Below are 16,578 nucleotides of genomic sequence, written 5' to 3'. Positions count from 1 at the left end.
GAGCCTTTTACAGCAGATTCGTGGCCAAAATAGGCTTAAATTTAGGGGGGATAGAACGGCAATCGTCTAATCAGATGACATAGTTTTTTCGATATTTGTCACTTCATGAAGTTAATGCCTGTCAGAAATATGACAGTGGAAATGCGGTTATTTTCGTTCTATGAATAGCCTAACGAAAAAGATTCGGCTTTGCCAATCAGAAAGGAAAACACTATGAACAACTTAAATATGTCTTTAATCGTTGTACTGGCTGCACTTATCGTAACTCACATCGTGATCGCGTAAGATCACGATGTTAAATCAAAGTCTGCAGGCTACAGACACTGACAGTTTGAGTTCACCGCATCTAAAGATGTGCAACTGACAGTTTTTCCGTTTTTAGTCAGAGAAAAAGATTCGATATTTCCGGATCTTTCGACAAGAATCATCTCTTCGCCCTCTTGAAAATAAACGCGGCTTCCGCGCTCATCTACGATCAAGTTGGCTCCTCCGCGCAAATAATTAATATAATCATCGGTAGGATTTCGCGCTTTCTCGGCATCGACCGGCTGAAGCTCAGGAAACCCCTGTTCATTGATATTGTATAACTGCACATATTTAACCGGCTCATTCGGATTTTCGTAGTTTACTTCGGTGCGGATACGGCGGCGAGTACCATCAGGATTCTGCAGATCCAGCTGCGTCCAATCATCCATCTGCACCACTAACTCGCCAATGGCCGGACGAAGACTTACCAGCAGATTATCGTAAGTTGGTTCAATTGACGTGTGATCAATGGCCGGATTGATTTTTAAACAGGTTCCGACCGCCTTTAAATGTTCGACAAAGTTCTTTGCGACCTGCTCGCGCACTTCAGGTGTTTTTTGCGCAGCGACCGGTGCTGATACCGCCGGTTGTGCAGCTTCTTCTTGCGCCTGATTGACGATCTTTGTGGTCGGTACGCTGTAATCCGTTTCAGAGTCGATTTTATTTTTTTTGATATTTAACGGGGTCGTCGGGTTATCCGCGTAATAAAAAAGGGCCATCGCGATGATGGTGGCCACTATTCCCAGCAGCAAGTCTTTTCTCATGGGATCAGTAACCTAACGCTTTCTGCATCCTGAGGCGTGCCTCAGGATCCTCATTACCTAACTGGTAGCCTGCTTCGATGATCGCCTGGCGCACTTCGGGTTTTACCCCGTTCTTGCCCCAGAGCTTGTTCACGATCGTTAAGGCATTATTAGAGCTGCAGCCCGAAAACGCCAACAGCATACCGAATACGCTTGGCCCACGGTGCATTTGTCCGTTGCAGCCCATCGCTAAGTAGCGTTGGTTTTCCAAACACGAAAGAAAACTTAAGTTAGCTTTGGCAAACTGATCCTTTAAAACTTCACGGTATTCTTTGGCTCCGTTTTCGGCTGTCAGCTTTTGCGGATTCGTTACATAGTGATGACTAAATAAGGTTGAGGCAAAATCATTTCCTTCGTTGTAATACCAGGTACAGTACTTCTCTGCCGAAGTTGCCGTTGAATTTTCTTCGGCAAACTCAGTCACTTTAAACGGAAGACTATAACCGATTGCCCCGCCCGTTACGAGCACATCACCGAACCTAAAAGTGCGTGCACGCCAGATTCCACTGCGTGTTTCGATTTCTTTGGTATAAAAAGTTTCAGGATTACAGTATTCCGGCTCGTTGGCGAAAGTACTCTGCGAAATAAAAAGTAACGACAAAGTTAATACTAAGAATGATTTCATATCTTTATGAAACCATTCCTGGGCAGCAAAAGCAAAACAACGCCTGGACCTTCGCTCGGCCCTGCGTTATTTCACTGCTGAATCACGTTTAAAACTACTTGATTAAACCGATCTCGCGCAGACGCTGCATTAAGAACTCGTGCGCTGTGATATCGGGGTATTTCGCACCGGCACCACGGCAAGATGGTAAACAGCTTAATAAGCTTTCCGGATGCGGATGCATAAAGAACGGCATCGAGTAACGAGACTGGTTTGTGCCATCTTGCGGGTTAATCACTCGGTGGGTTGTTGACGGGATCACTTCGTTCGTTAGACGCGCCAACATATCGCCGGCATCAACGATTAACGTACCGTAGTCAGATTCGATATCCAACCAAGTGCCATCGCGGTCTTTTAACTGAAGACCTGATTGCGTAGCCGCAGGTAAGATCGTGATAAAGTTAATATCTTCGTGAGCCGCTGCGCGGATGCAACGTGGGTCAGTACCTTCAGGAATTGGTGGATAGTGAAGTAAACGTAAAATCGAGTTACCTTCTTGCACCATGTTTTTAAAATAAGTTTTTTCAACTTCTAACGGGTAAGTTAAGGCCTCCATCATCTGGATGCCGGCTTCTTCTAATTTAGAAAATAATTTTTCAAATACAGGACGAAACTCAGGAAGAGTATCATCTGGCCAGATATTTTTAGGGTAGTATTTTGAAAACTGGTGATTGTCAGGAACTTCGCGGCCCACGTGCCAGAATTCTTTTAAATCTTTTACCTCAGCACCTTTTGCGTGCTCAGTACCAAACGCCGTGTAACCGCGCTGACCGCCGCCCATTGAGGAAATGTAAGAACGTTTAGTGGCTTCTGGTAAAGCGAAGAATTTTTCTAAGATCTGATAAGATTCTTTCAGAAGAGACTGCTCAACATCGTGATCTTTTAAAATGATAAAGCCGTAATCCTTAATGCCGGTAAAAAGCTGTTCGACGAACTTTACTTTGTCGGCTTCAGAACCTTTCGTGTAACTACCAAGGCTTAAGGTCGGCACTTTACGTAACGTGGATTGCGCTTTGTTATCCTGTGTTTGCATGCGAGTCTCCCCTACTTAAGTTTTTAATCAACCTGACCAATAAACCATATTTTAGGCAGAATCTCTAGAAAATGGCGACGTGTTAAGCACGTTTATGGCGATTTTTCAGGGGTGTACAGGGGTTAGACAGGGGTTAGACTGGAGGATAATTCTTTCTAATTGGGAGAGAAATAGTAATTTCGGTAAATTCGTTTACGGTTGAGTTAATCTCTAACTTACCATCAATTCGCTTTAAATATTCACCTGCGCTGTAAAGCCCTATACCCGAACCGGATGTACTATGATTTTCCTTACCGTGCGAAAGCTTTTCTGTACCTAGAGCTTTTAATATAAAAACAGGAATACCTGGGCCGTTATCTACTATTTTTAGAATGCAAACCTGACCATTACTGATCGTACTGATTTTGATTACTTTATCAATTCGCTGTATGCTTTCCAGCGCTTCTACTGAATTGTTTATAAGATTACTTAAGATTCTACCTAATTCCGTTGGGTCAATTACGCAAACAATTGCGCTATTCTCCAACTCAAGATGAATTTTGATATTTTTTTTCTTAATTAATGCTTCTTTCTCCATAACTATTTTAGTTATTGTACTATTAACGTCACTAATATGTTTTTTAATAGTTGGAGCTAATAGATCATTAGCAATATCCGATATCCTACTTACAGCTTGAGCAAACAAATCATTTACTTCTTGGTCAGGTGATCGCAAATGAGAAGAAACTAGGTTTATCACAGACAAAGGTGAGCGAATATCATGCGCTAACTTTAAAGAAATTAGTTCTTTAGCATCAGCAATTTCCTGCAACCTACTTAATTCAAGCTTCTTCCTTTTTTCATTAACATTGAAGATTAAACTAATCATTGCAATAATAATTACACCAACAAACCTCATAAGCCACAAAGCTATTAGAAAATAATTTGTATTCGTGATTTGAAAAGATAGGGCATATTCTGTGCCACTTAATGATTTAATTACTACGTCTCTATTTACATGATTTAATGTTAAAAAACTGTGAAGACTTCCGCAGTTTTCTTGAATAGAAGTAAAGTCGATAATCACTCTTTGCTGGTCCAACCTAGTTAACTTACTACATCGAATATAATCAGAACGAGTGATGTCAGCCACCATATTAGATAGTTTTTGATAATTGTCCGAATAAAATTCACTCCTAAATTGATTAATTAAAGAAACTGTAATTTTTTCTGCATAGTGAGTTTGGATCACATAAAACACACCTTGGCAAAGTAAGAGCCATGCAAGAATTGAGCTAATAATTATAATCTGAATTGTAAAGCTTCTGTTTAACATATTTACGGTTATAACATTATTTCACGGGTTATTGTAATCTAGGAGTTTTAAATCTATAAATAAGTCCTTATTGGAGTCGCCATGAAAAACAAACCGTTCCTACTTACAGTTTCAATTCTAAATTTTATCACCACTAAGGCTTTTGGTCAGGTCCAAGCACAACCCAAATATGTTGATGGTGACGCTATCGTCAGAGTAAAATCTGTGACAGAGCAAGACATACAAAAACTACTCTCTAAGAACGGAGTTTATGTCGATGAATTTAGCCAAGTGGTTACACACCAAGAACAAAGTTATATTGATATTAAGTGTTTTAACTGTATTATTAATACTAAGCACTTTACTGACAAAATCCAACACTCGGACAATGACATCGTTACAACTAAGAAATATGACAAAAACTCTAAAGTATTTAACAATTCGGGGCAGTGATCCAAAAGAATTAGGCTCATTATCTTTAAGTCCAAAGACTTCAGATCAAGTTGATAATCAAGTAGTTTTAAATGCTTTGATTGCTACATTGGTCAAATATGGGCAAACTGGAAAAATTGAACCGTACTTAGCTAGCTCTTGGGATGTTACAGACGATGGCCTAGAGTGGTCTTTCCATATCCGCCAAGGATTCACTTGCGAAACCGGAGAACCAATTTCAGCTGAACTATTCGCGGCAAGCTTAAAGAGAAGCTTTAAAGGAAATATAGGAAAATCTGATAAAACCGAGTTTAATAAACTCCTAGGGTGGTCACAATTCATCGGTGGCTCTGAAGAGCTAACTGGCATGACGTTCGATGAGAAAACACTTAAACTAAAATTTTCTTCTAAACCAAAAGATATCCTTAATTTCTTAAGGATGCCTTATTTTGGATTATGGTGTAACAATGAAACAGTAAAGTCGGAATTTGATGTTTCTGGCTTTCGATCGTCGGGCGCGTATAAGCTAAAACAAATCATCAATTCACATTTATTTCAGTTAGAAATTCGGACAGATCAGCCAACTTATAGCATTGAAGCACCTCAAGAAGTGGTAGTAGGTACAATTACACCTAAGGATTTAGATTCAGGAAAAACACCTACTATCTATAAATTAATTCACGATGGTATAGACATGAAGATGGAAGGCTTTAATTCGATGTCTTCTCCTCCAGCTATATTTCAAGGTATCGTACTCCATCCAAACACTGATTTCTTTAACAAACTACAGAATCGCCGAATATTCGCTGCCAGATTAAACACTTTCCTATCCGAACAGAACAAAATGAAAATCTCTCCTGGAATGTATTTTGACTCTCAAAAAGTACCTCCACGCAAAAATCAGGATGTATTCGACAAACCTTCAAGGCCTCTAAGAATTGCATTTCAATATAAATCACCGTTCAATGAATCTAATATTTTTTGGCAAAACATGTTTGCAAAAATTCTTCACGATGTGCCGTATGAAATTATCTACCCAGATCCAGCAGATCCTATGTGGGTGAAACATATGCTCAACAGCCCAGATTTTGATATTAGAACAGCACACGTATACGCTGGCACTACCTACAATCTAAGCACCATCAAAATGATGTTTTGCACTGACATGGGCATTTCATTCCCAGACGTAAATAAAAGCATGTGTCGCTTGGTAGAGAAATACGAAAAGCAGGCCAAAGAAATCGACGAGGACTTCAAAAACTCGTTCGAAAAAAATCTCGAAGAAGATGCGATACTGTTTCCAATTTACCATGCCAACGATCAGTGGTTAATTTCAAATCAAATTTCTATGGAATCAATGCCAACTTCAATAATCTATCCCCTATTCGAAAATATTAGGTTTAAGCAATGAATCTTCTAGATAAGTTGGTTTCTCTAAATCCAACTATCACCGGTATCAACCTTCAGGAAATTCGTACTGAAAATGGGATATTGTTAGGTTGGAATGCAGTCGTAGAAACCACAAGCAGCTTTGCGTTTTCAGGAGGTACAAGTACTGATAAGGATACTGCTATTCGAATTGCTATAGCAGAATGTTTCGAAAGATCATTATTTTTAAAAATCTATAACTCAAGGAGCCCACTTTTTTCAGAATTATTGTTAGATAAACACCCTAGCTCATCTGGATTCGCTTGTGGGTTTCAAAAATCTTCAACTAAGTTTCGTTCAATATGTGAAGGAATAGAGCGATGGGCTTGGTCACAATGGATTGATAGCGGGTATCTGATGCCCAAAATAGCCGAAGTGGATCTGGACTCTCCGTTAACTGCGTTTTTAGCTAGTAAATTCGACAAATACAGCTCATTTTCTAAAGAAATTTATTTCGAAGGAAACAAGTATAGATTTGTAGTTTTTCTAGGTGAATCTGAAAACGGGATTTTTGCCGGATCACGAGTCAGCTCATTTCAAGATTCTAACATTTGGGAACATGCGCTAATCGAAGCTTACAGAAATTTTGAAAATTTTAAACTTTTTCAAATCAATGGCAACACTGAATTCTATGATAAATTAGATATAATTGGAAAGCGCTCTCGATATTTCGGTTCGCACGCAAATGAAGCTTGGACGCAAATCAACGCTGCTGAAAAAGAATTTTGGAAAACTCCGGTTGCTGAGGTTTCAAAATTTATTGAAACTGAAATTTCTGACATCTACCTACATCGTTGCATAATGAAAGACTATATAGGCTGGCACGAGGGTGAAACGAATAGATTCGTATATTAATATTTAAAGATGTGTAGTCTAATTCTTAAAACCTTAGCGAACAACCCAAACAGCTCCGTCCCTGTGATACTGCACACACAAGGATTTTAAATCCCCTGTCCATTATCACAGGACAATGGTGTTGATGACAAATCAAGATCTAATAACAAATGTGCAATAGGCTCGGATCGACTAAATCCGAAAGCTGGATGTCAGATATCACTAAAAGCTGCTGGGTAATTCACCTTGCAGCTTTTTCATTTTTTATACCTTTTTAAAACTTAATCGCGAAAACTTCGGCGCGACCGGCCGACACAAACCTAAAATGCACATCACCGTCATACAAACGAAACGCGTGCTCGTTGCGGTAAGGCGCATCGCTCTGACCTTCAAAGCCGCGATAAATCACCGGACGCGGGTCTTGCTTGATCACTTCGATAATCACAGCTTCGATTTCTGGCTTGTGTAAACGGGTAATCCATTGATCCAACACCACCTGCGCTTCAGCAGTAAAACTTACTTCAATCGCAGCCACATCGTTTTCTTCTTTGGTGGCCCAGCCGCCGCGGGCATTGGGTAAAGATTCAAATTGCGGAAGGTACGGCTTAATATCTAACACCGGCGTGCCATCGACTAAATCCAGGCCGCCCAAATAGATTTTTCCGCCTTCGATTTTTTCAACCGTGGCCAGTGACAACCCCAGCGGGTTCGGCCGGTGCGGTGAACGCGTTGCAAACACCCCGATGGTTTCGCCTTTTAAGCGTGGAGGATGAATTTTTGGATGATACTTCGTGTTGGTGTTTAAGTGGAAAACCCAGGTCACCCAGACGTGCGAGTAGTCTTCTAGGCCCTGCAGCGCATACTCGGGCTGCCACTCTGGCAGGATCGCCAACTCAGACACTGTCTGCTTAACCAGACCCGATTGCCTTGGCACCCCGAACTTTTCAGGGTAGGCGCTTTTTATGAAGCCAATCGGTTTAAATGAGAAAGAATTTAAAGAGTCTGCCACGCCTGTTTTATAAGGGAAAACTCGGCTATGCGCAACACGTAAGCATTAATAAAAAAATAACTTGATCGTTATCAAGGCGCAAAGCCAAACTGGCCGCTAAAGTCGTCAGGAAAGGACTTGTTTATATGTCATTTAAACTATTTACCTCTATTACCGCTATGGGTTTAGCGTTGAGTGCCCAAAATGCCATGGCCTGGGGCCACCGCGGTCACCACACGATCTGCGAAGCAGCAGTGCATCTCGTGCAGTCACAGCCCTTGAAAGATTTTTTATTGCAGCGCCAACATGTGATGGGTCACCTGTGCAATGTGCCAGATATTTACTGGAAATCATTATCCGCTGACGCCCGCAAACACGGCGATGCCGCCCACTATGTCGATGTTGAAGTGTTAGGTATTCAGATGAAAGATGTGCCCACTGATTATAAATCGATCGTTGAAAAATACACCGGTAAAGAAAACATGTTTAAACGTAACTCGCGCATTCACTCTGTACCGCAGGATTTCGGTTCGAACTGGTGGCGAGCCGATCAGTTTTACCGTTTAGCTTTAAAAGAAGCCGAAGAAGCAGCGATGCAACCGACTCCGTCTGGCAACAAAGAAGAACAAAACGAAGAGTTACCGTTTAACAAAGCCACCTACGGCATGATCGTGAACATGGGGTTAATCGGCCACTTCGTAGGCGACAATGCGCAACCATTTCACACGACAACGGACTACGATGGTTACCAAGCCAATCACGGCGGTATTCACTCGTACTATGAAGAACAAACTGTGCAGTTCTTCGGACCTGATATGGCCAACCGAATTGTTCAGAGGGCTAAAACGATGAAAGGCGCAAGCTTCATGAAAGACAAGCTTACCGTTATTGAAAGAATGCGCGCCTTAGCTGAGTTATCATTTAAGGATATCAAAACTGTTTTAAAACTTGATCCGATGACAGCCCCTTCGACCTTCAAACAGGAAAAAGGCATCAGCTTAAAATCAGCAGCAAAACGTGCCCCGGCAGAAGAAGGTTTTAAGAAATTTGAAAAACTACAAATCGAGCACATGGCCAGAGCCGCTGCACTTCTTGCATCGATCTGGGATAAAATTTACCGCGAGGCCGGAAGCCCTGAACTCAAAGCTTACAAGAGCTACCGATACCCGTTCACACCTGATTTTGTAATGCCTGACTACTACGACATCAAAGCCGAAGATGCAAAAAAAGAATCGAAGTAATTAAAAAGTAAATTTCAAGAATAGACAAATCCTCAATAGTAACTCTACTGGGGATTTTTATGAGAAAACTTTTAACAATAAGTGGATTCCCCGGCAGCTCCCGTCCCTGTTTAGTCTGAACACACAAGGATTTTAAATCCCCTGTCCGTAGGATGCCATCGCCACGGGACGATGGTCTTGATTTTAAATCAAGATCTAAGAACAAACGTGCTACAAGCTAGATCACTAAATACTTCGAATAATTATAATGATTCCAAGAACCATCAAAAATAATCTTAGGACTTCTTTAGAAATACTAAGTAAGCGCCGATACTTTAAGTATGATACTTTTCGCATAGGACACTCTCCTCTCCGGATCTACATAATCCGAAAGCTGGATGTCAGATGTCACAAAGAGCTGCTGGGTTATCCACCTAGCAGCTCTCTCAATTTTTGTACCTAACTATGCAAGATATAACCATCAGAAGCCCTCAGCTGGCCCGCTAAAGAGCTAAAAAATAACTCCTCACACGAATAATGTCTAAAAATAAAGATAGCATGATGAGGCGATTAAGAAGAATAAGTACAGACTACGTACTCCATCATTAAAAATAAAAAAGGCCCGGTTTGCACCGAGCCTCTTTAGTTAAGTTACAATTTCTAACTTATAATTAGAAAGCGTAAGATAAACCAACAGTACCTAGCAAGTTAGCTGAGTTAACTGTTTGAGTGTTGTTAGCTAAGATAGAACCATCTAAAGCTAATTTGCCAAGTTTTAAACCCGCGCCAGCAGCAAAAGTAGTGCTGTTTTCGCCTGGAGAAAACTCAGTAGTCGTAGCTGCAGGAGTCTCTTCTTTTTCGTTTTGGATAAGAACGTTTTGAGTTACAGATCCACGTAGAGTTAACCAAGAAGCTGCATTAGCTTCAACACCGATGATAAGTGGTAAAGATAATGAAGATTTTTTCTCAACAGTTGGAGCTACCGCTTTGCTGTCTTTGAAAGAAGTTGAAGTTAAACCAGCACCCCAGAAAAATTCGTTGCCTTCAGATTTAACTGTGTTGATAGCACCGATAGAGATCTCTGTAGTTTTAACTTCAGAAGCAACAGCGCCACCAGTAGTAACTTCGTAACCACCCATGTCTACGTCACCGTATACATACATGTCAGAAGCAACCCAGAAACCGCCACGTACTGCTACGTTTGATTTACCTTTGAATTCGTCATCAGTAGTAGCTGTAGCGCTAGTGATTTTGTTAACTAAGCCTAAATCGATAGTAGCATCCCAAGTAGAAGTAGCTGCACCGAATTTTAAACCCATAGTGTTTTCTTTAAGCTCTGCACCAGTTAATTTGTCGTTATAGTTTGAGTAAGCTAAAGTACCTGCCCAAGCCATATCGCCAGATTTCATACCGTAAGAGATTTCAAATGGGTTTTGTTGGCCTAAAGTCGCACCAGCATCAGCACGTTGACCGTAAACTTTTGCATCGTCATGACCTAAAGATAAAGCCCATTTAGCATCGCCGTGTGAACGGATTAATAAAGCTTCAGCACCTTGAGCTGCTGAATCAGTACCTGGGACCACGTTTTGCTTACCTGATTCGATTGTTAATGAATCAGATACTGTGAACATGTCAGCAGGTCTGTTTGAAACAGTTGATGAATCCACGATGTGTGGAGCACCTTGTAAAGCAGTTACTCTTGCGCGAGTTGCGAAAGCAGAAGTCGAAGCTAATACGATCGCTAAAGTTAATAATGATTTCATGTTAGAAATTCCTTTCAAATTACATGTTCAATTAGAACATGTAAGTTAAACCAACAGTTGATAATAATTCAGTTCCGTTTACGTTTTGAGAAGCACCAGCACCAGTTAAGCCTTCTAAAGAACCATCAACAGTGATTTTGTTGAATTTTAAGCCTGCACCGATAGCTGCAACTGTAGAGTTAGCACCTGGAGCAAATTCTTCAGCTGTAGTAGCACCTGTAGTGTCTTTTTCGTTTTGGATTAAAACGTTTTGAGTTAAAGAACCACGTAGAGTTAACCAAGAAGTTGCTTCACCTTCTAAACCAACGATAACTGGTAACATTAAAGTAGTAACTTTGTTGTCGTTTGTTTTATTTTTTTGTTCGAAGCTAGCTAATTTAACACCGTAGAAAAATTCGTTGCCATCTTTTTTATGAGATGAAACAGCGCCTAAAGCGATACGAGTAGCATCAACTTTTGCTAATTCAGCGCCAGTTGTTTGGTTTTCCATTTTCGCACCAACTAATGCTAAGTCACCGTATACGTATAGGTTTTCCATAGTGTAACCAGCAGCAACTGAGTAAGAACCAGTTCCTTTGAAGTCAACACCAGCACCACCGGCAGCAGTTTTATCTTTAACATTTGAAGATAAACCAACACCTAAAGCGATATCCCAAGCGCCAGTTAACATACCGAAACGTACGCCAGCTGAATCTTCTTTAATTTCAGCAACTTTATCGTTGAAGCTTGAGTAAACTAAAGTAGCTGCCCAAGTCATGTCGCCAGATTTCATACCGTATGAGAATTCTACTGGATTTTGTTGCTCAGTAACGTTAGTTGCAGGAACTGCATCTAAAATTCTTCTTAAGCCGTAAGCTGAAGTATTTTCAGATTTGTGACCTAAAGCTAAAGCCCATTTAGCATCGCCCATAGAACGTACTAATAAACCTTCAGCATTGTCTTGTGGGTTAACAGTTGAAGAAACTGTGTTTGTAGCTGTTTTACCAGACTCTAAAGATACGAAATCGCCCATTAAGAACATTTTCGCTGGGTTAGAGTAGATAGACTGAGTGTCTATGATGTGTGCTGAGTTACCTAAAGAAGTTACTCTCGCGCGAGATGCAAATGCTGTAGTCGATGCTAAAGCGATTGCAATTACTAATAGTTGTTTCATTGTTGTGTCCCTTTCGTTAAATCGTTTCGTTACAAAACGCTAATTTGGTTTAAACTTTATAAGACAATGGTATTGAGGTCATAAGTCCTGCGCAACGGGAAAAATGCTTTCAGCCTTTTCAACGACCTATACCGGTGATTAATTTCTAATCCTTTGTGGTTTTGTTGCATCAATTGTAATCCACGGGTCAAAATTAATTTTTTCAGATTTTGCTGCGAATTTTAGTCTGTGTTTTTTCACAATCGACACCGACTTTTGTCTCTGAAAAACCCCTTTTCACAATAATTTTTATTGTAGAGCGAAAGCTCTCATTTTGACGACTAAGAACTGCCGACATCTTCAACAATTATGTTTCGTTTAAACTTTTGCGAGCCGCGGCAATTGCGGCGTGTTAATTTCGGGACCATGGTCTAGGAATTTTATCTGAATTCAGTAATTACACGGTGCTCACATCGCCGCATCACAGAAGAAACAAACACAGATGAATAGAGATTGAAGTGGGATTTGCTTAACTTGCTTCCAGAATTTTGTTTGGAGCTATCTATATATAGATGCATGATAATCCTAATGAAAAGTAAATCAGTTCCCCGTCTTCTACACGGTACAATCAAACGACATCCAGATGGCTTTGGCTTTTTTATTCCTGAAGACGTTGAACATCCCGACGTCTTTATTCCAGCGCCTGCGATGAAAACCGCAATGACCAACGATAAAGTCTCAATTACCGCTGAAAAAGAGCGTGATGGTCGCTATCGCGGCGAGATCATGAATATTATCGAACGTTCTCAGAAAAAAATCGCCGGCGCCTTCTCGATCTGGAATGAGCGCTACGGAATAATTAAAGACGAAGGCAAAGGCTGGGGTAAAGATCTAAAAATCCCGTTAGATAAATCTTTAAAGGCCAAAAAAGGTGAGTTAGTCGTGGCCCGCATCACCGAATATCCTGACCAGGGTGAATTTACCGGCGAAGTCGTCGAGATCATCGGCGATATTCAAGATGCCTTAAACGATATTAAACGTGTCGTGGTGGCCAACAATATTCCCGAAGAATTCGCGCCTGCGACTTTAGCCGAAGCCGAAAAATACGACGCTAATCCGAGTGAGCGGGATTTTGCAAACCGCAAAGATTTACGCCATATCAATCTTATTACGATCGACGGCGCAACCGCGAAAGATTTTGACGATGCCGTCTGGGTAGAGATGACTCCGCATGGCTTTCATCTGATCGTGGCGATCGCCGATGTGAGCCACTATGTTAAACCAGGCACCTCGATGGATAAAGACGCTTACGAACGCGGAACTTCGGTTTACTTCCCGAATTTCGTGATTCCGATGTTACCGGAAGCACTTTCAAACGGTTTATGTTCGTTAAACCCGCATGTTCCGCGTTTGGCCTTAGTGGCCGATATGCACTTTGATTTTACCGGCGTGATGACCGAATCGTTCTTCTACGAAGCTGTCATCGAGAGTAAAGCCCGGGTCATCTATGGCGAAGCGCAAGAAATTATCGAAAATCCTGAAGGCACCGGCCCTACTCACAAAAGACTAGAGCACGTGCGTGAAACCATCTTGCGCTGCGCGGATTTGGCCAAAATTTTAATGGCCAAACGTTTTAAAGAAGGCTCGCTCGATCTGGAAGTGCCAGAGACCAACTTGATTATCGACGGTGCCGGCGAACCGGTAGACGTGATCAAATCTGAACGTTTATTTGCTCACCGCCTGATTGAAGAGATGATGTTAGCGGCCAACGTAGCTGTCGCAAAAGAGTTTGCCAAAAAAGATATTCCGGCAATTTTCAGAACCCACGAACCACCGGATCCATTAAAGATCGCGATGTTGGAAAAGTTTATGAAAAGCTTCGGTGGCCATATTCATTTATCCGGCGAACGTTTGCAGAAAAAATTAACCAAGGCCTTGCATGAATTTACCAATGAAGTGCAGGCTCAAGTCATTCATATGTTAACTTTACGTTCGATGAGCCAGGCTAAATACACATTAGAAAATATCGGCCACTTCGGACTTGGATTTGATTATTACACCCACTTTACTTCACCGATTCGCCGTTACCCCGATTTAATCGTGCACCGCTTGCTCAAAAATATTTGCGGCGTACAGTCTTACCATTTAATGGCCGATGATGATATTGCCACTGCGGGTACCTGGTTATCAGCCTGCGAACAGCGCTCGGCAAAAGCTGAACGCCAGATTCAGGCGATCAAAAAAGCCCGCTTTATGAAACGTCTAGTGGGCCAAACGTTTGACGGCATGATCAGTTCAGTCACGAAATTCGGCGTATTTGTGCTGTTACGTGAGTACAATGTCGATGGCTTAATCCGCTTAGATGATTTGGGCGGCGATAAATGGGAATTCGACGAAGAAAACCTGCGCTTGGTCGCAAAACGTTCCGGATTAAGTTACGAACTGGGCGATCGCGTACGTGTGACTGTCAGTTCAACCGATATCGAACAAGGGCAAGTGAACTTCTTACTTGAAGGTGCGACCGAATCTAAATCAACGGGCACAAAAAGCAATTCAAGTTATGCCCGCGGCAAAGATTTTAAAAAATCTGGCAAGAAAGATAAGGCTTCACGCATTGAGCGCGAAGAAAAAGACGATAAAAAATATCCAAGCTTTAAAAAAGAAAAAGCCCGTGGCCGTGAGCGCGACAGAGACGAAGACAAACCCGCGTTTTCAAAAAAAATGCAGGCTGTGCAAAAACATGATGTGCGCTTTAAACCTTCAGCCAGCGAAGAACGTGATGAAAAACCACGTTCTGCCAGCGGCTCACAGGAAATCCGCCCGCGATACGCGTCGTTATCTGACTATTTAGATCAAATGGCAAAAAAAGGAAGCAAGAAAGATGACAACCACTCATCACACAAGAAGGACGGACAGTCCAAAGAGAAGTCTGGCCATAAGTTCTCTGCAGATAGGAAAGACTCTAAAAAACGTGACTCGTCTTCGGACGATTCTAGGGGTGTTCGCAAAGCACGGCCTTCGAAATCTGGTCGAAAAACTAAATCTCGATAGTTTTCTTACTTCAAATAGCAAATCAACTGAGGAAAAGGAGCTATTAACCATTCCTCAGCGTTTACGTCTAAGCTTTGAAGAGCTCGGCCCTACATTTGTTAAATTCGGCCAGCTGTTAGCAACACGTCCCGACTTGGTTCCTGATGATTATATTCAGGAGATGTCATTGCTCCACGATCAAGTGCAAGAGTTGGATTTTGCGACCATTGAAAGCGTGTTAATTGAAGAATTCGGCTCTCACTGGAAAAGTAACTTTCAATTCTTCGACGAAAAGCCAATTGGTGCCGCAAGTATCGCCCAGGTTCATAAGGCCGTAATGAATAACGGCGACCATGTCGTTCTTAAAATCCAGCGTCCGGGCATCGTGCAAAAGATAAATGATGATCTGAATGTTCTCTATTTTATCGCCGAGCTTTTAGAGAAATATATTCCTGAAACCCGCGCTTTTAACCCTGTCGGCATGGTGGATGAATATTTCAAAACCTTAGAACTTGAAACCAATTTTGTCGTTGAGGCCAACAATATCCGCCGCATGAAAGAAAACTTTAAGGATGACAGCAATATGATCATCCCAAAAGTGTATTTTGAACTGACCACAGAACGTGTTCTCGTGATGGAAGAACTTAAAGGTAAACCCTTAAGTAAAGTTGAATCATTGCAGGCCATGGGCATTGACCCTGATGATATTGTCAAAAAAGGCTTAAAGGCTTATTTAAAAATGGTTTTCGTGGACGGTTTTTTCCACGGCGATCTGCATGCCGGAAATTTCTTTATCATGCCTGATAACAAGATTGGCCTGATTGATTTCGGCGTGGTCGGCCGTTTAAACTCAAAAACCCAGGCAGCTATTGTGAACATGCTGTTAGCTTTATCAAAAGAGGACTACACGCGCTTAGCCTACGAATACGTTGATCTGGCACCGTTTTCAGAGAATGTGAACGTTGATCTATTTGCAAAAGATCTGCAGGCCGTAATTGCGCCGTATTATGGTTTAACACTTAAGAATGTAAACTCAGGTAAAATTTTAATGGCCTCTGCGGGTGTTGCTGCATCTCAGGGTCTTATTGTACCGACTGAGATGATGTTATTTTTCAAATCCATCATTTCTATCGAGGGCTTGGGCGCAAAAATTTCAAAAGATTTTGATTTCTTGGCCTTTACCCTTTCTCAGGTCGGCGAAGTCGCACAGAATTTTTTTCAACCGGTAAAAATGGCGAACGAAGCTGGGTTACTTTTCAGAGAATCAAAAAACTTCTTAAGTGCTCTGCCCAGACAATTAAACCTGATTTTCAGAAAAATGAATTCACCGGATTACCACACAAAAATCCAATTAGATGGTTTACCTAACCTACAAAAAACCATTTCAAATTCATTTCATTTATTGTTTTTAGGCTTAGTCATTGGCGCGCTAATTTTAGCAAGCTCTCTGATCTACGCCTTATCAGGCAGTATTCCGAACCTCTGGGTGGTCAATGGTATTCCGGGGTTTAGTTTAATCGGTTATGTTTTAGCAGGCATAACTGGATTAATCGCGTTTTATAATTACATTATGAAAGATTAAGGCTCTGAAAATGCAAAAGCTGTTAAGTGGATAACCTAACAGCTTTTAGTGATGCCGAACTTCCGAACT

13 protein-coding genes are annotated in these 16,578 nt (G+C 41.4%); 6 read left to right on the top strand and 7 right to left on the bottom strand.

Features of this window, described 5'->3' with window-relative positions; all coding sequences use genetic code 11:
- Positions 1-314: 314 nt before the first annotated feature.
- The 4 genes from AC04MM_RS07150 to AC04MM_RS07135 form a co-directional block, all read right to left on the bottom strand.
- Entirely contained in the window at positions 315-1,070 is a 756-nt protein-coding gene (locus tag AC04MM_RS07150) for a hypothetical protein (protein WP_475379652.1), read from the bottom strand.
- Between the two features lie 4 nt (positions 1,071-1,074).
- Complete coding sequence (locus AC04MM_RS07145) at positions 1,075-1,734, bottom strand: hypothetical protein (RefSeq protein WP_475379651.1); 660 nt, start codon at positions 1,732-1,734, stop codon at positions 1,075-1,077.
- Positions 1,735-1,828: 94 nt separating this feature from the next.
- On the bottom strand, positions 1,829-2,806 hold the full coding sequence (locus AC04MM_RS07140; protein ID WP_475379650.1) for an isopenicillin N synthase family dioxygenase: 978 nt from the start codon (positions 2,804-2,806) through the stop codon (positions 1,829-1,831).
- A 133-nt stretch (positions 2,807-2,939) separates the two neighbouring features.
- Positions 2,940-4,121 (bottom strand): sensor histidine kinase, encoded by a 1,182-nt coding sequence (locus tag AC04MM_RS07135; protein WP_475379649.1) that lies wholly within the window; start codon positions 4,119-4,121, stop codon positions 2,940-2,942.
- A gap of 81 nt (positions 4,122-4,202) precedes the next feature.
- Between AC04MM_RS07135 and AC04MM_RS07130 the strand changes: the two genes are divergently transcribed.
- From AC04MM_RS07130 to AC04MM_RS07120, 3 genes are read left to right on the top strand one after another with little or no spacing between them, the layout of a single operon-like run.
- Positions 4,203-4,553: a hypothetical protein gene (locus AC04MM_RS07130; protein ID WP_475379648.1), complete on the top strand. Its 351-nt coding sequence runs from the start codon at positions 4,203-4,205 to the stop codon at positions 4,551-4,553.
- A complete protein-coding gene (locus AC04MM_RS07125; protein WP_475379647.1) occupies positions 4,513-5,943 on the top strand; it encodes an ABC transporter substrate-binding protein in 1,431 nt (476 codons plus the stop codon). Before AC04MM_RS07130 ends, AC04MM_RS07125 begins: the two co-directional genes overlap by 41 nt.
- A complete protein-coding gene (locus AC04MM_RS07120) occupies positions 5,940-6,815 on the top strand; it encodes a hypothetical protein (protein ID WP_475379646.1) in 876 nt (291 codons plus the stop codon). The genes AC04MM_RS07125 and AC04MM_RS07120 overlap by 4 nt, the downstream gene beginning before the upstream one ends.
- 253 nt (positions 6,816-7,068) lie before the next feature.
- On the opposite strand, the gene tsaA is transcribed toward AC04MM_RS07120, so the two are convergent.
- Positions 7,069-7,803, bottom strand: a complete 735-nt coding sequence (gene tsaA / locus AC04MM_RS07115) for a tRNA (N6-threonylcarbamoyladenosine(37)-N6)-methyltransferase TrmO (protein ID WP_475379645.1) — start codon at positions 7,801-7,803, stop codon at positions 7,069-7,071.
- Positions 7,804-7,928: 125 nt separating this feature from the next.
- On the opposite strand from tsaA, the gene AC04MM_RS07110 reads away from it, so the two are divergent.
- Positions 7,929-9,023, top strand: a complete 1,095-nt coding sequence (locus AC04MM_RS07110) for a phospholipase C/P1 nuclease family protein (protein WP_475379644.1) — start codon at positions 7,929-7,931, stop codon at positions 9,021-9,023.
- A 650-nt stretch (positions 9,024-9,673) separates the two neighbouring features.
- On the opposite strand, the gene AC04MM_RS07105 is transcribed toward AC04MM_RS07110, so the two are convergent.
- Together AC04MM_RS07105 and AC04MM_RS07100 are read right to left on the bottom strand one after the other, a co-directional pair.
- Positions 9,674-10,765 (bottom strand): hypothetical protein, encoded by a 1,092-nt coding sequence (locus AC04MM_RS07105; RefSeq protein WP_475379643.1) that lies wholly within the window; start codon positions 10,763-10,765, stop codon positions 9,674-9,676.
- A gap of 31 nt (positions 10,766-10,796) precedes the next feature.
- Positions 10,797-11,918, bottom strand: a complete 1,122-nt coding sequence (locus AC04MM_RS07100; protein WP_475379642.1) for a hypothetical protein — start codon at positions 11,916-11,918, stop codon at positions 10,797-10,799.
- Positions 11,919-12,485: 567 nt separating this feature from the next.
- Here AC04MM_RS07100 and rnr point away from each other — a divergent pair.
- Positions 12,486-14,948: a ribonuclease R gene (gene rnr, locus AC04MM_RS07095; RefSeq protein ID WP_475379641.1), complete on the top strand. Its 2,463-nt coding sequence runs from the start codon at positions 12,486-12,488 to the stop codon at positions 14,946-14,948.
- A complete protein-coding gene (locus tag AC04MM_RS07090) occupies positions 14,896-16,509 on the top strand; it encodes an ABC1 kinase family protein (protein ID WP_475379640.1) in 1,614 nt (537 codons plus the stop codon). Before rnr ends, AC04MM_RS07090 begins: the two co-directional genes overlap by 53 nt.
- Positions 16,510-16,578 lie beyond the last annotated feature (69 nt).

The sequence above is a fragment of the Bdellovibrio sp. SBM16 genome, from assembly GCF_056175625.1.
This window is presented reverse-complemented; position numbering and strand designations above follow the sequence as displayed.